The 20545-nt window shown below is 77.2% G+C and carries 10 protein-coding genes; 9 read left to right on the forward strand and 1 reads right to left on the reverse strand.

Features of this window, described 5'->3' with window-relative positions; translation table 11 throughout:
* Positions 1-89 precede the first annotated feature (89 nt).
* The 4 genes from FOF52_RS04690 (at position 90) to FOF52_RS04705 (ending at position 3584) form a co-directional block, all read left to right on the forward strand.
* Positions 90-827 (forward strand): class I SAM-dependent methyltransferase, encoded by a 738-nt coding sequence (locus FOF52_RS04690; protein WP_248592603.1) that lies wholly within the window; start codon positions 90-92, stop codon positions 825-827.
* A 98-nt stretch (positions 828-925) separates the two neighbouring features.
* On the forward strand, positions 926-1678 hold the full coding sequence (locus tag FOF52_RS04695) for a 2,3-dihydro-2,3-dihydroxybenzoate dehydrogenase (protein ID WP_248593755.1): 753 nt from the start codon (positions 926-928) through the stop codon (positions 1676-1678).
* Positions 1679-1730: 52 nt separating this feature from the next.
* Entirely contained in the window at positions 1731-2900 is a 1170-nt protein-coding gene (locus FOF52_RS04700) for an isochorismate synthase (RefSeq protein WP_248592604.1), read from the forward strand.
* Between the two features lie 9 nt (positions 2901-2909).
* On the forward strand, positions 2910-3584 hold the full coding sequence (locus FOF52_RS04705; protein WP_282573856.1) for an isochorismatase family protein: 675 nt from the start codon (positions 2910-2912) through the stop codon (positions 3582-3584).
* A gap of 10 nt (positions 3585-3594) precedes the next feature.
* On the opposite strand, the gene FOF52_RS04710 is transcribed toward FOF52_RS04705, so the two are convergent.
* Positions 3595-5217: a (2,3-dihydroxybenzoyl)adenylate synthase gene (locus FOF52_RS04710; RefSeq protein ID WP_282573858.1), complete on the reverse strand. Its 1623-nt coding sequence runs from the start codon at positions 5215-5217 to the stop codon at positions 3595-3597.
* A 155-nt stretch (positions 5218-5372) separates the two neighbouring features.
* On the opposite strand from FOF52_RS04710, the gene FOF52_RS04715 reads away from it, so the two are divergent.
* From FOF52_RS04715 to FOF52_RS04735, 5 genes are all read left to right on the forward strand, one after another.
* Positions 5373-11888, forward strand: a complete 6516-nt coding sequence (locus tag FOF52_RS04715) for a non-ribosomal peptide synthetase (protein WP_248592605.1) — start codon at positions 5373-5375, stop codon at positions 11886-11888.
* Positions 11889-11961: 73 nt separating this feature from the next.
* Positions 11962-17454, forward strand: a complete 5493-nt coding sequence (locus tag FOF52_RS04720; RefSeq protein WP_248592606.1) for a non-ribosomal peptide synthetase — start codon at positions 11962-11964, stop codon at positions 17452-17454.
* Entirely contained in the window at positions 17451-18599 is a 1149-nt protein-coding gene (locus FOF52_RS04725) for a saccharopine dehydrogenase NADP-binding domain-containing protein (protein ID WP_248592607.1), read from the forward strand. Before FOF52_RS04720 ends, FOF52_RS04725 begins: the two co-directional genes overlap by 4 nt.
* A complete protein-coding gene (locus FOF52_RS04730; protein WP_248592608.1) occupies positions 18596-19747 on the forward strand; it encodes a Gfo/Idh/MocA family oxidoreductase in 1152 nt (383 codons plus the stop codon). Before FOF52_RS04725 ends, FOF52_RS04730 begins: the two co-directional genes overlap by 4 nt.
* Complete coding sequence (locus FOF52_RS04735; protein WP_248592609.1) at positions 19744-20529, forward strand: thioesterase II family protein; 786 nt, start codon at positions 19744-19746, stop codon at positions 20527-20529. Before FOF52_RS04730 ends, FOF52_RS04735 begins: the two co-directional genes overlap by 4 nt.
* Positions 20530-20545 lie beyond the last annotated feature (16 nt).

Consider the following 20545-nt stretch of genomic DNA (forward strand, 5'->3'; position numbering starts at 1 on the left):
GACCATTTTGAGAGTGATAATCATTTTCGGTAGCAAACGGCCGCACCTCACGCCGATCCGGCGCGACGGGACGAAGGGACAAAAACGCCGTGGACGACCACTACAGGGCCTCGGCCGAGTACATCGACATGATGATCGCCCCCTGGTGGGAGAGCGCCGCGCCGCTGCTGGCCGGGGCCCTGCACGGCCTGGACGCCGCGTCGGGGCCGATCGTGGACGCGGGGGCCGGGAGCGGGCGGGCCCTGCGGACGGTCGTCGAGGCGGTCCCCGGCGCGGAGGTGCTGGCGGTGGAGCCCTCGCCCGGGATGCGCGCCGCCCTGTTCACCCGCGTCCTCGCCGACGAGCGGCTGCGCACGCGCGTCACCGTGGTCGCCGGCGGCCTGCCCGGGGCCCGGCTGCCGGCCCCCCTCGGCGCACTGGTCGCCATGAACGTGATCGGACACCTCCCCCCGGCCCACCGCGCCGGGTTCTGGGCGCTGGCCGCCGAACGGCTCGCCCCCGCCGGACGCGTGGTGCTCAACCTCTCACCTCCCTTCGAACCCGTGGCGGTACCGCTGTCGCCGATGGCGGACGTGCGCGTGGGACACGCCCGCTACGAGGGGTGGGCGAGGGCGCAACCCGCGGGGCGGGACCGCCTCGTCTGGGAGATGACCTACCGGGTGACCGGAGCGGACGGCGCCGTCACCGAGAGCGCCGTCTCCTACGAGTGGTTCACGCTCGGCCCCGACGCCCTGGCCGCGGAGGTCGCCGGGCACGGGCTGGCCGCCGTCCCGCACGGCCCCGCCGACGCGGGCTTCTTCGTCGTCACCCGGGAGGGGAGGCGGTGACCCCGCACTCCGGCCGGGGCCGGGGCGGGTCCACCCGGACCGGCCCCGGCGAGGCGTCCTCCACGGCCCGGCGCGGCGCGGCACAGACCGGGGTCGCGGTGGTGACGGGGGCCTGCGGGGGCATCGGCGCCGCCGTCGTGCGGGCCCTGGCCGACCACGGCGTGCCCGTGGCCGCGCTGGACGTCGACGGCGGCGTCGAGCGCCTCGGCGAGCGGTTCGCCGCCCCGGGGCGGGCGCAGGTCCGCGGACACCTCGTCGACGTCGCCGACCCCGCGGCGGTGGAGGAGGCCGTGGCCCGCGTCGAGGAGGAGCAGGGCCCCGTCGCGGTCGCCGTCAACGTCGCCGGGACACTGCGCCCCGGACCGGTCCTCGACTACGCCGCGGCGGACTGGGCCGCCGTCTTCGCCGTCAACAGCGCGGGGGTGTTCCACGTCTCCCGGGCCGTGGCCCGGAGGATGGTGCCGCGGCGGACGGGGACGATCATCACCGTCAGCTCCAACGCGGCGGACGTCGCCCGGACCGGCATGGCGGCCTACGCGGCGTCGAAGGCCGCCGCCACCCACTTCACCAGGTGCCTGGGACTGGAACTGGCACGCTTCGGCATCCGGTGCAACGTGGTCTCCCCCGGCTCCACCGACACCCCCATGCAGCGGGAGCTGTGGCGCGGCGGCGCCGGGGCGGCCCGCGCCGTCGCCGGGTCGCCGTCGGACTTCCGCGCGGGCATCCCCCTGGGGCGCGTCGCCGACCCCGACGACGTCGCCGCCGCGGTCCTCTTCCTCGCCTCGCCCGGGGCGCGGCACATCACCATGCACGACCTCCGCGTCGACGGCGGGGCCACGCTCGGCTCCTGACCGCGCGCCGCCGCCGGACAGCACCCTCCAGGACAGAACGGCAGACACCTCCATGACCTCCGCACGCCCCCTCGCCCCGCCCCCCGTGTCCCTGGCCGACTACCGCCCCGGGGACTTCGCCTTCGCCGCGCCCGGACGCACGCTGCTGGCGCGCGACCCGGTCCGCGAGGTGGTCCTGCCGCCGGGGGAGCCGGAGAGCGGCCTGCGCGAACGGCTGGCCGAGGCGTTCGCCGCCGCGGGGGCGCAGTCGGCCCCGATCGCGGTGGGGGCGCTGCCCTTCGACCCCGGCGCCCCGGCGCGCCTCGCGGTGCCGCGCACCGCGGTGGCGGGGCCGCCGGAGCGCGCCCGGGTGCCGCCCGGCCCCCTCCCGCGCATCCGGGAGCGCCGCGAGGAGCCCGCCGCGCACGAGTACGCGCGCGGCGTCGCGCTGGCCGTCGACCGGATCGCCCGGACGGGGCTGCGCAAGGTCGTCCTGGCCAGGACCCTGCGGCTGGAGGCCGACCGCCCCGTCGACCCGGGGCTGCTGCTGCGGCGGCTCGCCGGGCCGGACCCGCGCGGGTACCTGTTCGCCGTGGACGTGCCCGCCGCGGGCCCGCGCACCACCCTGGTCGGCGCCAGCCCCGAACTCCTCGTCGCCAAACGGGGGAGGACCGTGTCCTGCCATCCGCTCGCCGGGTCCGCTCCCCGCCACGCCGACCCCGGCGTCGACCGGGAGCGGGCCCGCTCCCTGGCGGCCTCGGCCAAGGACCGGCGGGAGCACGCGTTCGTCGTGGCCGCCGTCGCCGACGCGCTGCGCCCCCTGTGCGCGGCCCTCGAGGTGCCCGCGCGGCCCGCCCTGACCGCGACCGCGACCATGTGGCACCTGGGCACCCGCATCACCGGGGAGCTGGCCGACCCGGGGGTGTCCTCGCTGGCGCTCGCCCGCGCGCTGCATCCCACCCCGGCGGTGTGCGGGACGCCCGCCGAGGAGGCGAGGCGGGCCATCGGCGAGCTCGAACCGTTCGACCGCGGCCACTACGCGGGAGCGGTGGGCTGGTGCGGCGCCGACGGCGACGGCGAGTGGGCGGTCGCCCTGCGCTGCGCCGAGGTCGCGGGCGGGCAGGTGCGGCTGTTCGCGGGCGCGGGGATCGTCGCCGACTCCCGCCCGGCGGCCGAGCTCGCCGAGACCGAGGCCAAGTTCCGCACCGTGCTGGCCGCGCTGGCCGCCGCACCGGCGGAGTGAGGAGGACCCGTGACCCTGCCCCGAATCGCCCCCTACCCGATGCCCGAGGAGCCGCCGCCCACCCGGGTCGGCTGGCGTCCGGAGCGCGACCGCTGCGCGCTGCTGGTCCACGACATGCAGCGCTACTTCCTCGGCGCCTTCCGCGCCGACGCCGAGCCGGTGCCCGCGCTGCTGCGCAACGTCCGAGCGCTCCGCGACCGCTGCGCCGACCTGGGCATCCCTGTAATCTACACCGTACAGCCGGGGTCCCAGAGCAGCGCGGAGCGGGGGCTGCTGCGCGCGTTCTGGGGGGAGGGGCTGCGCGACGAGGAGCGGCACACCGCCGTGGTGCCCGAGGTGGCGCCCCGCGCCGGGGACACCGTGCTGACCAAGCGGCGCTACAGCGCCTTCGCCCGCAGCCGCCTGGCGGAGCTGCTGCGCGGGGCCGGCCGCGACCAGTTGGTCGTCTGCGGGGTCTACGCGCACATCGGCGTCCTCATGACGGCCTGCGACGCGTTCATGCGCGACATCGAGCCGTTCGTCGTGGCCGACGCGGTCGCCGACTTCTCCGCCGCCGACCACGCCATGGCGCTGGACTACGCGGCGCGCCGCTGCGCCGCGGTCACGACCGCGCGGGCCGTCCTGGAGGACCTGGACCGAGCGGTCCCCGGCCGGAACGGGGCCGTCCCGGCCGGGGACCGCTGAGGGGGAGGGGTCAGGGCGCCGGGGAGTCGGCCAGCAGTTCGCGCAGCCGCTTCTTGTCCACCTTGCCGATGCCGGTGAGCGGAAGGGAGGGGAGCCCGCGCAGCTCGTCGGGGACCTTGAAGGGGGCCAGCCCGCGCTCCAGCAGGGCCCGCCGCACCTGCTCCTGCGGCGGGCAGGGCCCGTCGGTCACCACGAACGCCACCGTGCGCTCGCCCAGGTGCGGGTCGGGCGCGCCCACGACCGCGGCGGCGCGCACGCCGGGCAGCGCGAGCAGGTGCTCCTCGACCTCCACCGCGGCGACCTTCTCCCCGGCCCGGTTGACCTGGTCCTTGACCCGGCCGACGACGACCAGGTCGCCGTCGGCGGTGCGGCGCACCAGGTCGCCGGTCCGGTAGAACCCGTCGGGGGTGAACCGCGCCGCGTCCTGCTCCCGGGCCCGGTAGTAGCCGCGCAGCGTGTACGGCCCCCGGACCAGCAGCTCGCCGGGGGTCCCCGCGGGCACGGGGCGGTCCTCCTCGTCGACGACGCGGATCTCGTCGGCGGGGGAGAGGGGGCGGCCCTGCGTGGTGCACACGACGTCGTCGGGGGCGTCCAGCGGGGTGTAGTTGTTCAGCCCCTCGGCCATGCCGAACACCTGCTGCAGGCGGCAGCCCAGCTCCGGGCGGACGCGGCGGGCGGTCGCCTCGTCCAGGCGGGAGCCGCCCACCTGGAGGACCTCCAGGCTGGACAGGTCGCGGCGGGTGCGCGCGGCCTCGTCCAGCCAGTGCGGCAGCAGGGCGGGGACCAGCGCGGTGATCGTGACCCGCTCGGCCTCGACGAGGGAGAAGGCGGTGGTGGGGCTGGGGTCGGGGCACAGCACGACCGTGCCGCCCGCCGCGACGGTGCCGAGGATGCCCGGGGAGACCATGGTGAAGTTGTGCGCCGCGGGCAGCACCGCCAGGTAGACCGACCCGCCGTGCAGTCCGCAGACCTCGGCCGAGGCACGCGCGTTGTAGCCGTAGTCGGCGTGGGTGCGGGGGATGAGCTTGGGCACTCCGGTGGTGCCGCCCGACAGCAGCAGCAGGGCCGGGTCCTCGGCGCGACCCGGGGGCGCCTCGGGCACGGGCCCGGCGGAGGCGGCCAGGCCGGCGACACCGTGGTGGCGGTCCGCCCCCGGCTCCCCGGCCACGACGACGTGGCGCAGCGTCGGGCAGGCGCGCGCCGTCTCCTCGGCCAGCAGCCGGGGGTCGCGCACACCCCGGCCGGCGGCGACGACGTGGGCGGCGGCGCCGCTGAGCCGGGCCAGCGCGACGACCTCGGCGCGGCCCAGGGACGGCAGTACCAGGACGGGGACCGCGCCCAGGCGCAGCAGGGCGAAGAGCACGGTCACGTACTCCTCGCAGTTGGGCAGCTGCACCAGGACGCGCTCTCCCGGGTGCAGCGGGAGGGCGGCCAGGCCCGCGGCCAGCCGGTCGACGCGCGCGTCCAGTCCGGCGTAGTCGAGCCTGCCGGAGGGCGAGACCAGGGCGGTGCGCGCGCCGTGGCGGCGCGCTCCCTCGCGCAGCAGCGCGTCGAGGGTCTGGTCGCGCCAGTACCCGGCCCGGCGGTACTCGGCCGCGACCTCCTCCGGCCAGGGAGTCCAGTCCTGTTCCACGTGATCCTCCGCATATTTCGGGCGTCTGCTCGCGATTGCCGCATCACGGTCTCGACTGGACCAAGGCGGCGATGCTATACATAGTGCCGCAAATGAAAACAGTTTTCATTTTCTGGGCGGTGGGTGGCCCCACCCGAGACGGAGGGCGGTAGGACGTGCGGGAACCGGTCGCGGCGGTCCGGCAGCGGGTCGCGGAGATCCTCGGCACCACCGACTTCACCGACGGCGACGACCTCTTCGACCACGGCCTGGACTCCCTGGGCCTGATCCGCCTGGTCGGCGAGTGGCGGGAGAGGGGCGCCGAGGTCACCTTCGAGGAACTGGCCGCCGCGCCCACCGTCAAGCAGTGGGCGGCGCTGCTGGAGCACGCCGCCCCGACCCCGCCCCGGGCCGCGGCGGCGGCCGCGCCGGACGCCGACGCGCCGTTCCCCCTCGCCACGATGCAGCACGCCTACTGGATCGGCCGCCAGGACGAGCAGCCGCTCGGTGGGGTCGCCGCGCACTTCTACACCGAGTTCGACGGCCGCGCGGTGGACCCCGAGCGGCTCGACGCGGCCGTCGCCGCCGTCACCGGGCGCCACCCCATGCTGCGCGCCCGCTTCCTCGACGACGGCCGCCAGCGCGTCGCACCGCCCGGCCGCCACCGCCCGGTCACCGTGCACGACCTGCGCGGCCTGCCGCCGGAGGAGGCCGAACGCCGCCTGGCCGACCTGCGCGACCAGGCCACCCACCGGCGCATGGACGTCGCCTCCGGCCACGTCCTCGACGTGGCGCTGTCCCTGCTGCCCGGCGGGGCCACCCGGCTGCACGTCGACCTGGACATGATCGTGGCCGACGCGCTGAGCCTGCGGGTGCTGCTGGAGGACCTGGCCGCCGCCTACGACGGGCGGGACCTGCCCCCGCTGGACTACGACTTCGCCCGCTACCTCGCCGAACGCGCCGCACGCGACACCGCGGCCCGCCAGCGCGCCCGGGACTGGTGGCACCAGCGGCTGGCCGACCTGCCCGCGCCCCCGGAGCTGCCCACCGTCGTCGACGCCACCCGCCCCACCCCGGCCGGCGGCCCCCACACGCGCTCCACCCGGCTGCACCACTGGCTCGACCCCGACCGCTCCCGGCGGTTCGCCGAACGCGCCCGCGCCCGCGGACTGACCCCCGCGGCCGCGCTGGCCACCGCGTTCGCCGAGGTCCTGGGAGCCTGGAGCGCCTCCCCCCGCTTCCTGCTCAACCTGCCGCTGTTCGACCGCGCCCCGCTGCACCCCGACGTCGACCGGCTGGTCGGCGACTTCAGCGGCTCGGTCCTGGTCGCCGCCGACACCACCGAGCCCCTGCCCTTCGCCGAACGGGCCCGCCGCACCCAGCAGGAGCTGCGCCAGGCCATCGACCACGGCGCCTACAGCGGGGTCGAGGTGCTGCGCGACCTCGCCCGCGCGGCGGGCGGCGCCCCCGTGCTCGCCCCCGTCGTCTACACCAGCGCCATCGGCCTGGGACCCCTGTTCACCGACACCGTCCAACAGCGCTTCGGCCAACCGTCGTGGATCATCTCCCAGGGGCCGCAGGTGTGGCTGGACGCGCAGGTCACCGAACTCGACGGCGGACTGCTGCTCAACTGGGACGCGCGCGAGCGGGTGTTCGCCCCCGGCTTCCTCGACGCCGCGTTCGCCGCCTACCGCGGCCTGGTCGACGCGCTGGTCGACACCTCCGAGGCATGGCGGGCCCCCTACCGGCCCCGCCTGCCGGAACTGCGGCGGCGCGCGGCCGCGGCCGTCGACGCCGAAGCGCCCGCGCCGCGCCCCCTGCACCGCGCGTTCTTCGAACACGCCCGCCGCGCCCCCGACCGCACCGCCGTGGTCGCCCCCGACGGAACCGGAACCGGCTACGGGGAGCTGGCCGAACGCGCGCTGCGCGTCGCCGGGGCGCTCGCCCCGCTCGTCGAACCCGGAGACACCGTCGCGGTGGCGCTGCCCCGCGGCCGCGACCAGGCCGCCGCGCTGCTCGGCGTGCTCGCCGCGGGCTGCGCCTACCTGCCGGTGGGCGCCGACCAGCCGCCCGCCCGGCTCGCCCGCGTCCTGGCCCGCGGACGGGCCGCGCTGCTGCTCACCGACGCCGACGGCACCGCGGCCGCCCCGGAGGTGCCCGTCCTCGGACTGGCCGAGGCGCTGGCCGCCGACCCCCTGCAACAGCCGCGCGACGTCTCCCCCGACGCGCCCGCCTACCTGCTGTTCACCTCCGGCTCCACCGGAGAGCCCAAGGGGGTGCAGGTGCCGCACCGGGCGGCCGCCCACACCGTCGACGTGCTCAACGCCCTGCTGGGCATGACCGGCGCCGACCGCACGCTCGCCCTCGCCGAAGCCGACTTCGACATGTCGGTCTACGACCTGTTCGCGCCGCTGTCGGCGGGCGGCGCCGCGGTCCTCGTCGAGCCGGAGGCGCGCCGCGACGCCGCGAACTGGGCGCGCACCGCCGTCCGCGGCGGCGTGACCGTCCTCAACTGCGTGCCCACCCTCCTCGACATGCTGCTCACCGCGGCCGAGTCGGGACTGGCGGAGCTGCCGCCGCTGCGGGCGGTGCTGCTCGGCGGCGAGCGGGTCGGCGCCGATCTGCCCGCCCGGCTGCGCGCCTTCGCCCCCGGCTGCCGCTTCCTCGCGCTGGGCGGCATGACCGAGGCCGCGATCCACTCCACGCTCCAGGAGGTCGACCGGGCCGACCCCGCGTGGAGTTCGGTGCCGTGGGGCCGACCCCTGCCCGGCGTGCGCTGCCGCGTCGTCGACTCCCAGGAGCGCGACCGCCCCGACTGGGTCCCCGGCGAGCTGTGGGTGGGCGGCGCGGGACTGGCCGACGGCTACCGGGGCGACCCCGCCGCGACCGCCGACCGGTTCGTGGAGCGCGACGGGCAGCGCTGGTACCGCACCGGCGACCTGCTGCGCTACCGCCCCGACGGGACCCTGGACTTCCTCGGCCGCGTCGACCACCAGGTGAAGGTGCGCGGCGTGCGCGTCGAACTCGGCGAGATCGAGGCCGCCCTGCGCGCCCACCCCGAGGTGGGCGCCGCGGTGGCGCTCGCCGAGGAGGGGCCCGCCCCCCGCCTGGCGGCGGCGGTCGCCGCCGACGGCGGCGACGGCACCCTGCCCGCACGCCTGGCCGAGCACGCGGCGTCGCTGCTGCCCGCGGCCATGCTGCCCGAGCGGATCGTGGTCCTGGACCGCCTGCCGCTGACCGCCAACGGCAAACCCGACCGGGCCGCCGTGGCCCGGCTGGTGCGCGGACACTCCCGCGGCGGGGGCGGGACGGGCGACGCCCCCCGCGGACCGGTCGAGCAGGAGGTCGCCCGGATCTGGGCCGACCTGCTCGGGTGCGACCGGGTCGGCCGCGACGACAACTTCTTCGCGCTGGGCGGCGACTCCCTGCTGGCCACGCGCGTGGTCGCGGCGCTGCGCGCGGCCGGGCACGCCGACGCGGGGGTCGCCCGGCTGTTCGCCGAACCCGTGCTGCGGGACTTCGCCGCGTCCCTCACCGCGCGGGGGCCGGCCCGGCGCGCCCCCGCCGTCCGCCCCGACCCCGCACACCGGCACGACCCCTTCCCGCCCACCGAGGTGCAGCGCGCCTACCTGCTGGGCCGATCGCCCGAGTTCACCCTCGGCGGCGTCGGCACCTACCACTACAGCGAGTTCGACGGGGCCGAAGTGGACCTGGACCGGCTGGAGCGGGCGTGGAACCGGCTGGTGCGGCGGCACGACATGCTGCGGGCGGTCTTCGACGACCACGGCGACCAGCGGGTCCTGGCGGAGGTGCCCGCCTACCGCATCGCCGTCGTCGACGCCGCCGACACCGACCCCGCACCCGCTCTGGCCGCGCTGCGCGAGCAGATGTCGCACCGCCTGTTCGACCCGACCCGGTGGCCGCTGTTCGAGGTGCGCGCCGTGCGGTACACGCGCGACGGCGAACGGCGTACCCGCCTCGGGATCGGACTGGACTACATCGTCCTGGACGCGCTCAGCATCATGACCCTCTACACCGAACTGGACCGGCTCCACACCGACCCCGACGCCGAGCTGCCGCCGGTCGAGGTGTCCTTCCGCGACTACGTCACCCAGGTCCGGGCCGACCCCGAGCGCGTGGAGGCGGCGCGCGCCTACTGGCGGGAACGGATCGCCGCGCTGCCGCCGGCCCCCGACCTGCCCCTCGCCGTCGACCCCGCCGACGTCGACCGCCCCCGCTTCACCCGCCGCGCCGACCGGCTGGCCCCAAGGGAGTGGCGGGCGCTGGCCGGCCTGGCCCGCTCCGCCGGGATCACCCCCTCCACCCTGCTGCTGGCCTGCTACGCCGACGTGCTCGCCGCGTGGAGCGGGCAGACGGAGCTGAGCCTGACGCTGACCCTGTTCAACCGCTCCGAGGTCCACCCGCACATCTCCCGCGTCCTGGGCGACTTCACGTCGCTGTCGCTGACCTCCTACCGGCGCGGCCCCGGGCAGGGGCTGCTGGAGGCGGCCCGCGCGCTGCAGCGGCGGCTGGGCGCCGACCTGGACCACCGCGACGTCTCGGCCGGCTGGGTGCTGCACGAGCTCGCGCGGCGCACCGGCACCGCCCAGCCCGGCGTGCCGGTGGTGTTCACCAGCTCCCTGGGCGTGGGCGGCGGGGAGGCGTCCATGGACCTGTCGCCCGGCTTCCCCGGACGGATCTGGGGGCTGTCGCAGTCGCCCCAGGTCCACCTGGACAACCAGGTGCTCCAGGTGGGCGGCGGACTCGACGTGTACTGGGACGCCGTCGAGGAGCTGTTCCGCCCCGGCGTGCTCGACGCCATGTTCGCCGCCTACCTGGACCTGCTGCGCGACCTCGCCGCCACCGGGCGGATCGCCGCTCCCGACGACGTGCTGCCGAGCGGGCAGCGCGCCGCGCGCGACCGGGTCAACGCCCCCGCGGCCCCGGCGGTGCGCGCGGTCCTGCACGAGGCGGTGTTCGCCGCCGCCGACCGCGCCCCCGACCGGCCCGCGGTCGTCACCGACGGCGGTGTGCTCACCCACGGCGAGCTGGCCGAGCGCGCGCTGCGGATCGCGGCGGGCCTGCGGCGGCGCGGCGTCGCCCCCGACGACGCGGTCGCGGTGTGCCTGCCCAAGGGCCCCGACCAGGTCGCCGCCGTGCTGGGCGTGCTGGCCGCCGGGGCGGTCTACGTGCCGGTCGGCCCCGACCAGCCGCGGCTGCGCCGGGACCGCGTCCACCGCGCGGCCCGGATCGCCTTCACCGTCGGCGCGGGCGGGGACCCGGCGCGGCGGGCCCGGCCGGAGGAGCTGTACGCCGAGCCGCCGCTGGACGCCCCCGTGCCCCGCCACCCCGACGACCTCGCCTACGTCGTCTTCACCTCCGGCTCCACCGGCGAGCCCAAGGGCGTCGAGGTCACCCACGCCGCCGCGGCCGCCACCGTCGCCGACGTCAACGAACGCTACGGCGTCGGCCCCGACGACCGGGTCCTCGGCCTGTCCGCGCTCGACTTCGACCTGTCGGTCTACGACATCTTCGGCCTGCTCGGCGCGGGCGGCGCCGTCGTCCTGCCCACCGAGGAGGAGCGGCGCGACGCCGCGCGCTGGCGCGACCTGGCGGTCCGGCACCGGGTGACGGTGTGGAACACCGTGCCCGCCCTGCTGGACATGCTGCTGCTCGCCGCGGAGGGCGCCGAGTTCCCCCCGCACCTGCGCCTGGCCCTGGTCTCCGGCGACTGGGTGGGCACCGACCTGGCCCCCCGGCTGCGCGCCGCCACCGCGGGCCGCGCCCGCCTCGTCGCGCTCGGCGGCGCCACCGAGGCCGCGATCTGGTCCAACGCCTTCGACGGCGGCCACGCCCCGCCCGGGTGGCCCTCCGTGCCCTACGGCTACCCGCTGCGCAACCAGCGCTACCGGGTCGTCGACGCCCACGGCCGCGACTGCCCCGACTGGGTGCCCGGTGAGCTGTGGATCGGCGGGGGCGGTGTGGCCCGCGGCTACCGGGGCGACCCGGAGCGGACCCGCGCGAAGTTCGTCACCGCCGCCGGACAGCGTTGGTACCGCACCGGCGACCTGGGACGCTACCGGCCCGGCGGGGTGCTGGAGTTCCTCGGCCGCCTGGACCGGCAGGTCAAGGTCGCCGGGCACCGCCTGGAACCCGGCGAGGTCGAGGCGGCGCTGGAGGAGCACCCGGCCGTGCGCCGCGCGGCCGTGGTCGCGGTCGGACCGCGCCAGAGGCGGCGGCTGTGCGCGTTCGTCACCACCGGCGAGCCCGCCCCCGACCCCGGCGAACTCACCGCGCACCTGGCCGAACGCCTGCCCCGCCCCGCCGTTCCCGCGGTGGTCCGCGCGGTGGCGGAGTTCCCGCTGACCCCCAACGGCAAGGTGGACGTCGCCGCGCTCGCCGACCTCGCCGCACCCGCCGCCGAGACGGAAGGCGCCGCACCGGCCGACGACGTCGAACGCCGCCTCGCCGAGGTCTGGGGCGGACTCCTCGACACCCCCGTCACCGACCGCGAGGCCAACTTCTTCGCGCTGGGCGGCACCAGCCTGCTGGCCATCCGCATGATCGGCGAACTGCGCCGGGTCTTCGGCGCGGAGGTGTCCACCCGCGCCTTCCTGGCCGCCCCGACCCTCGCCGCACTGGCCGACCAGGTCCGCGCCGCCGTCGGCGCGGACGAGACCGGCGAGATCTGACCCCGCCCCCGTTCACCCCCAGCCCCTCCCGACCCGCCCGGTCGGCGACGTCGACAGGAAGAGACGAGAACACGTGAATGCCGCCCAGGGGCCCTTCGAGCCCGTTGCGACCCTGCTGGAACAACTGCGCGCCGAAGGCGTCCACCTGTGGGAGGACGGCGGCCGGCTGCGCTACCGCGCCCCCGCCGGAACACTGACCGACCAGCGCCGCGCACTGCTGCGCGCCCGCCGCGACGAGGTCGTGGCCCTGCTGCGGGCCGAGGAGGCCCCGTCGCTGACCCCCGACCCCGCCCGGCGCCACGACCCCTTCCCCCTCACCGACGTCCAGGGCGCCTACCTCGTCGGCCGGGGGACGGCCTACGACTACGGCGGGGTGGCCTGCCACGCCTACGCCGAACTGGAGCTGCCGCCCCTCGACCCCGACCGGCTGCGCCGGGCCTGGGACGCCCTGGTGCGGCGGCACGACATGCTGCGCGCGGTCGTGTCGGCCGAAGGCCACCAGCGGGTCCTGGCCGAGGCCCCCCAGCCCTCGCTGACCGTCACCGACGCGCGCGGCGGCGACGTCGGGGCGCGCGCCCGCCACACCCGGGAGCGGCTGCGCGACCTGGTCCCCGACCCCGCGGCCTGGCCGCTGGTGCGCCTGCACCACACCCGCGGGGACGACCGCTCGGTCCTGCACCTGTCGGCCGACCTGCTCGTCGCCGACTACGCGAGCGTGCGGCTGCTGCTGGACGAGCTCGCCGCGCTGTACGCCGACCCCGGCCGCGAACTCCCCGCGATCGGCGCGACCTTCCGCGACTACGTGCTGGCCCAGCGCGCCCTCAAGGAGGGGGCGCGCTACCACCGCGACCGGGCCTACTGGATGGAGCGGATCGACGACCTCCCTCCCGCCCCGGAACTGCCGCTGGCGGACCGCGCCGCCGACGCCCCGCCCCGCTTCACCCGGCGCTCGGCCGCGCTCTCCCCGGCCGAGTGGGAGGAGCTACGCGCCCGGGCCGCGGCCCGCGGCGTCACCCCCTCCTCCGTGGCGCTGGCCGCCTACGCCGAGACGGTCGCCCGGTGGAGCCGCCGCCCCGACTTCACCCTCAACCTCCCCGCGGCGCGCAGACTGCCCCTGCACCCCGACGTCGACCGGATCGTCGGCGACTTCACCACCGTCACCCTGCTCGCCGTGCGCGCCGGCGACGGGGCGACCTTCACCGAACGCGCCCGCACCCGGCAGGCGCGGCTGGTCGAGGACCTCGACCACTCCCTGTACTCCGGTGTGGAGCTGCTGGCCGAGCTGTCGCGCCGCCGCGACGAGGCGGCCGTGCTCATGCCGGTCGTCTTCACCGGCGCCCTCGGCGCCGCGGCGGGCGCCGAGGGCGGCTCGTGGGCCGACCACGAGGTCCACGGCCTCAGCCAGACCCCCCAGGTGTGGCTGGACTGCCAGGTCACCGAGACCGGCGGCGGCCTCGCCGTCCGCTGGGACGTGCGCGACGGGGTCCTGCCCGACGGGGTGGCCGACGACGCCTTCGCCGCCTACGTCGCGCTCCTGCGCGACCTGGCCGCCTCCGACGGGCCGTGGGACGCCGCCGACCCGGTCCGCCTCCCCGAGCACCAGGCGCGCCGGCGCGCCCGCGCCAACGCCACCGCGGGCCCGCTGCCCGAGGGGCTGCTGCACGAGGAGGCGCTGGCCGCCGCGCTGCGCACCCCCCACGCCCCGGCTGTGATCACCTCCCAGGGCGCGCTCGGCCACGGAGCGCTGTGGGGCCGGGCCGCGGCCCTCGCCGCGGTGCTCGCCGAACGGGGCTGCCGCCCCGGCGACCGGGTCGCCGTCGCCATGGACAAGGGCGTCGAGCAGGTCGTCGCCGTCTGCGCCGTGCTGCTCGCCGGGGCCGCCTACGTGCCCGTCGACGTCGCCCAGCCGGCCGCGCGCCGCAACGCCATCCTCGACGACGCCGGGGTGCGCTGCGTCCTCACCCAGTCGTGGCTGGCCGCCGCGGCCGACTGGGGCGCGCACACCGACCCCGTCGCCGTCGACCTCGTCCCCGCCGCCGAGCCGCCCGCGCAGCTCCCGCCGCGCGCCGCCGACCCCGACGACCTCGCCTACGTGATCTACACCTCCGGCTCCACCGGCACCCCCAAGGGGGTGATGGTCTCCCACCGCGCGGCCCGCAACACCGTCGACGACGTCAACCGGCGCTTCGCGGTCACCGCCGAGGACCGCGTCCTGGGACTGGCCTCCCTCGGCTTCGACCTGTCGGTCTACGACGTCTTCGGCCTGCTCGGCGCGGGCGGCGCCGTCGTGCTGCCCGACGCCGAACGCAGGGGGGACCCCTCGCACTGGGCCGAACTGGCCGCCGAGCACGGGGTGACGCTGTGGAACTCGGTGCCCGCGCAGATGCAGATGCTCTGCGACTACCTGGACGCCGACCGGACGGTCGAGCTGCCCTCGCTGCGCGTGGCCCTGCTGTCGGGGGACTGGATTCCGGTCGCCCTGCCCGACCGCGTCCGCGCCCGCGTGCCCGGACTGTCCGTCGTCAGCCTCGGCGGTGCGACCGAGGCGGCCATCTGGTCCATCCACCACCCGGTCGAGCGGGTCGACCCCGACTGGCCGAGCATCCCCTACGGACGTCCGCTCACCAACCAGACCTTCCACGTCCTGGACGGGGCGATGCGCGACCGCCCCGACTGGGTGCCCGGCGAACTGTACATCGGCGGAGCGGGCGTGGCCCTGGGCTACCTGGGCGACGAGGCCCGCACCGCCGAGCGGTTCGTGACCCACCCGGCCACCGGGGAGCGCCTCTACCGCACCGGCGACATGGGACGCTACCGGCCGAGCGGCGACATCGAGTTCCTCGGCCGCGAGGACTCCCAGGTCAAGATCCGCGGCCACCGGGTCGAGCTGGCCGAGATCGAGGCCGCGCTGCAGACGCACCCGGCCGTCGCCGCCGCCGCGGTCGTCGCCGTGGGGGAACGCGACTCCCGCAGGCTCGCGGCGTTCGTCGAGACCGCCCGCCGCGACGGCACCGGACCGGACGGCCGCGCCACCGCCGAGGCCGCCGACGCCGCCCGCGACGCCGTGCGGCGCGCCACGGCCGGCCTCGACCGCGACGGCCTCACCGCGCTCCTGGACGCCATGGACGAGGTGGCGCTGGCCGCCGTCACCCGCACCCTCACCGGCGCGGGCCTGTTCGCCTCCCCCGGCGCCGCCTGCGACCGCGCCGCCGTCCTCGCCGCGCTGCGCGCCGACCGGCGCCACCACCGCCTGGTCGGCCGCTGGCTGGACGCGCTCGTGCGCGCCGGACGGCTGCGCGAGGAGGCGGGCACGCTGTCGGGGCTGCGCCCGGTCTCCGAGGAGGAGTACCGGAACGCCTGGGAGCGGGTCGCGGAACTGGAGCGCGGCGTCGACTACGGCACCGAGGTGCTGGAGTACATGCGCGCCTGCGCCGACCGGCTGCCCGAACTGGTCGCCGCAGACCTCGACGTGCGCACCCTGCTGTTCCCCGGAGCGGAACTGGACACCGCGGGCGCCGCCTACCGCGACAACCTCGCCATCCGCCACCTCAACGCGGCGGCCGCGGCGGCGCTGCGCGCGATCGCCGGGGCCCACCGGGGGGAGGAGCCGCTGCGGGTCCTGGAGATCGGCGCGGGCGTCGGCGGCACCACCGCCGCGGCGGTCCCGGCCCTGGCCGGGCACCACGTCGAGTACCGGTTCACCGACATCTCCCCGTTCTTCCTCACCGAGGCGCGCGAGCAGTTCGCGGACTTCCCCTGGATCTCCTACGGCCTGTTCGACCTCAACCGCGACACCGCGGAGCAGGGCTACGCGCCCAACTCCTTCGACGTCGTCGTCGCCGCCAACGTCCTGCACAACGCCGTCGACGCCGCGGCGGCGCTGCGCCGGATCAGGGAACTGCTCACCCCGGGCGGGCACCTGGTGTCCATCGAGACCACGCGCGAGCACAACCCGCCGCTGCTGGTGTCCATGGAGTTCCTGGACGGGCTGGACGGCGGCCACCGGGACGTGCGGGCCGAGGCCGACCAGACGTTCCTCACCCGCGGACAGTGGGAGGACCTGTACGCCGAGGCGGACGCGCACCCGGCCGCGGTCCTGCCCGACGCCGACGACCGCCTCGCCCGCACCGGGCAGACCCTCCACCTGGTCCGCCTCAAGGACGACCGCGTTGCGGTGACCGCGGGCGAACTGGCCCGCCACACCGCCGAGCGGCTGCCCGACCCCATGGTGCCCGCCCACTGGCAGATCCTCGACGCGCTGCCGCTGACCGCCAACGGCAAGGTGAACCGCTCCGCGCTGGCGGCCCGCCTGCCGCGCGAGGACGCCGCCACCGTGGCCACCGTCTCCGCCGAACCCGCCGACGACCTGGAGCGCTCCCTGGCCGCGCTCTGGGCCGAACTCCTGGAACGCGAGCACGTCGGACGCGACGACGACTTCTTCGCGCTCGGCGGCGACTCGCTGCTGGTGGCCCGCATGGTCGGCCGCCTGGGGGAGGCGGTGCCCGACGCCGAGGGCATCGAGTGGGAGGTCGTGCTGCGGCACATGCTGCGCCGCCCCACCGTCTCCGGCCTCGCCGCCTACCTGCGCGACCGCTCCGGCGCGGCCGTCCAGGCCCCCGCCGCCGCGGCCACCCCCTACGTGGCGCTCAACGGCTCCGGCGGCGAACCGGTCACCGCGCTGGTCCACGCCGGCACCGGCACGCTCGTCCCCTACCGCGCGCTGATCACCGAGATCCGCCGCCGGGCGGGCGGCGCGGCCACGCTGGCCGGACTGGAACTGCCCGACGTGGCCGCGTTCCTCGACGCCGACCCGGGCACCGTCATCACCCGCTGGGCCGCCGACTACGCGCACGCCCTGCTGGAGCGGGGCGTGCGCCGGTTCCACGTCGTCGGCTACTGCCTGGGCGGACTGATCGCCACGGAGGTGGCGCGCACCCTCACCGAGGCCGGAGCCGAGGTCGCCTCCCTCACCGCGATCAGCACCCACCGGCCCCCGTTCCGCCTCGACGACGAGCTGATCTCCGAGTACGCGTTCGCGGTCATGATGGGCATCGACCCGGCCGCGGTCGGCTTCCCCGCCGACGAGAACCGCGTCTCGGCGGCCTCCGACGCGCTGCTGGAGCAGACCCCCGGCCTGCTGCCCGACGGCGCGATCGGACGCCTGGGGGGCGAGTACGCCGACGTCGCCGCGTGCTTCCGCGCGCTGGCGGACGTGCCGCGCGAGGTCCGCGTCGAGCGGATGTGCGCGGCGGTCCCGCCGTCGGCGGGCACCTACGAGCCGGAGGCGCTGCACAACCTGTTCCGCATCTTCCGCCAGAGCGTCTTCGCGATCTCCCGCTACGAGCCGCAGCCCTACGCGGGCGACGTCACGTTCCTGCGGCACAGCGGCTCCTACCCCTTCCCCGGCAACAAGGAGAGCGTCACCGACTACTGGGAGCGGCTGGTCCTGGGCGAGCTGCGGATCGTCGACGTGCCCGGGGACCACTTCAGCTGCCTGTCGGTGCCCTACGCCCCGGGCATCGTGAAGCTGCTCGCCGAGATCACCGGAGGGGACGTCATCCGATGACCGACGCGGACCAGCCTCTGGTCGGCCTCGTCGGCGCCTCCGGAGCCGTCGGAGCCCAGGCCGCGCGCGCCCTGCGCGGCCTGGGCCGCACCCGGCTGCGGCTGGGCGGGCGCCGCGCGGCCCCGCTGCGCGCCCTGGCCGCCGAACTCGGCGCGGGGGCCGAGGCCCGCCCCGTCGACCTCGACGACGCCGCGGCGCTGGCGGACTTCTGCTCCGGCTGCGCCGTCGTGGTCAACTGCGCCGGCCCCTCCTACCGGATCGTGGACCGGGTGGCCCGGGCGGCGCTGGCCGCCGGCGCCGACTACGTCGACGTCACCGGCGACGCCCCGGTGCACGCCCGGCTCAGCCGGGACGGCCTCGCCGGGCGGCGCACCGCCGTGCTGTCGGCGGGGGTGCTGCCGGGCCTGTCCGCGCTGCTGCCCCGCTGGGCGGCGCGGGGCCGCCTGGAGCGCGTCGTCGCCTACACCGGCGGCCTGGAGCGGTGCACCGAGGCCGCGGCGGCCGACCTGCTGCTGTCGCTGCCCGGAAGCGCGCGCCAGGCCGCCGTCTTCGGCGAGCCCCTGGCCGTCTGGCGCGCGGGGCGGCGCGTGCCCCGCGCCCTGCAGGCCCGCGACGGCGTCCGCGCCCCCTTCTTCCCCGAGGAGGCGTTCGTCCAGCCGTTCCTGACCGGCGAGGCCGAACGGCTCGCCGCCGCGCTCGGCCTGCGGGAGGTGCAGTGGCACACCGTCCACCCGGGGCCGCGGACCCGCGCGGTGCTGACCGGGGCGGCCGGCCGCCCCGACGGCGCCGACGGGGCGACCGCTGCCCGGCTGCGCGCCGCAGCAGACCTCGACCTGGCCGGACGCACCCCCTACTACCTGCTGGTCTTCCAACTGACCGAACGGGTGGAGGGGAAGGTGCGCGAACGCTGCCTCGTCGTCCGCACCGCCGACAGCTACCGCCTGAGCGGCCGCGTCGCCGCGGTGGCCGCGCACGAGGTGCTGCGCGGCGCGGTTCCCCCGGGCCTCCACTACGCCTGCGACGTCCTGGACCCGCGGACCACCGTGCGCCTGCTGTTCGACGACGCCGACGCGGGCACGCTGCACCTGCTGGACGGAGCCGCGGCGGACGGGACCGCGGCCGGGGTCGAGGAGGGGGCGCTGTGACGGCCGCCGCCCGCCCCGTCCGCCCGCTGCGCACCATCGTCTGCGGCACCGGGTTCGGCCGCTGCTACGTCCGGGCCGTGCGGGCCATGGACGGGGAGTTCGAACTGGTCGGCATCCTCGCCAGGGGCGGCGACTACTCCCGCGACTACGCGCGCGCCCAGGGCGTGCCGCTGTACACCTCGGTCGCCGAGGTGCCCGACGACGTCGACGTCGCCTGCGTCGTCGTCGGCGCGGCCGTCTCCGGCGGGCCGGGCAGCGAACTGGCCCGCGCGCTGCTGGCCAGGGGCGTCCACGTCCTCCAGGAGCACCCCGTCCACCACGACGAACTGGCGCAGACCCTGCGCGCGGCCCGCGCCGCGGGCCGCGTCTACCACCTCAACCCCTTCTACCGGCACGTCGCCCCGATCACCCGGTTCCTGCGGGCCGCCGAGGCGCTGCGCGGACACGGGCGCCCGCTGTTCGTCGACGCCGCCTCCGCGATCCAGGTGCTCTACCCCCTGCTCGACGTGCTCGGCCGCGCGCTGGGCGGCGTCCGGCCGTGGGCGTTCGCCGGCCCCCACCCCCAGGAGGAGGCCGTGGCCGCGCTCGCGCACTCCCCCCAGCCCTACCGGGTGCTGCACGGGGTGGTCGGCGGTGTGCCGGTGGTGCTGCGGGTGCAGAACCAGCTCGACCCGGCCGACGGCGACAACCACGCCCTGCTCTGGCACCGCCTGGCCGTCGGCGCGGAGGGCGGGGTGCTCACCCTCGCAGACACCCACGGCCCCGTGCTGTGGAGCCCTCGGCTGCACGTGCCGCGCGACGCCCACCGGCGGCTGACCACCGACGGGGAGGGCACCGCGCACCTGGACGAGCCCAGCACCACGGTGCTCGACGGCACCGCGCCGCGCCCCTTCCGCGGCGTGTTCGACCACACCTGGCCGGAGGCGATCGCCCGGGCGCTGCGCGGACTCGCCGCCGACATCGCCGCCCGCGCCGACCCCCTGGCCCGCGGCCAGTACGACCTGTCGGTGTGCCGCATGTGGCACGACGTCACCGCCCGGCTCGGCCGGCCCGAGATCATCCGCCCCGCGCCCCCGCGCCCGCTGCGCGCCGCCGACGTCTGCGGCCCCAGCCCGAGTGCCCCCTCCGCCCAGACAGGACCACGATGACCGCCGCGACCTCGCCCCACCCCTGGCTGCGCCGCTTCCGACCCGCCGCGCACGCCCGGATGCGCCTGATCTGCCTGCCCCACGCCGGCGGAGGAGCCAACGCCTACCGCTCCTGGGCCGCGCTGCTGCCCACCGGCGTGGACCTGCTGTGCGTGCAGTACCCCGGCCGCGAGGACCGGTTCACCGACCCGCCCGTCGACGACATGTCCGCCCTCGTGGCCGCGGCCGCCGACGGGCTGGAACCCCTGCTGGACCGGCCCTACGCGGTCTTCGGCCACAGCATGGGGTCGGCCGTCGGCTACGAGCTCGCCCGCGAGCTGCGCGGACGCGGGCACGCCGGGCCGACGCGGCTGTTCGCCTCGGGGCGCCGCGCCCCCGCCGACGCGCCCGGCGGACGGGTCCACCAGGCCGACGACGACGCCCTGGTCGCCGAACTCGTCCGCCTCGGCGGCACCGAACGCGAGATCCTCGACGACCCCGGGCTGCGCGCCGCCGTCCTCGGCTACGTCCGCAGCGACTACCGGCTGATCGAACGCTACCGCCCGCTGGCCGGACCGCCGCTGGACTGCCCGGTCAGCGTGTTCGTCGGCGACCGCGACCCCGAGGTCGACGCCGCCTCGGCCCGGCGCTGGGACACCGCCACCACCGGGCGCGTCGACGTCCAGGAGTTCCCCGGAGGCCACTTCTACCTGGCGGCCCGCAGAGGCGAGGTGGTCCGCGCGCTGCTGCGCCGGATCGACCCGGCACTGGTTGCCCAGGGGCCGTGGCCGAGCACGCCCTGACCCGACCGACCCGCGG

It is taken from the genome of Thermobifida alba (genome assembly GCF_023208015.1).
Classification (GTDB): domain Bacteria; phylum Actinomycetota; class Actinomycetes; order Streptosporangiales; family Streptosporangiaceae; genus Thermobifida; species Thermobifida alba.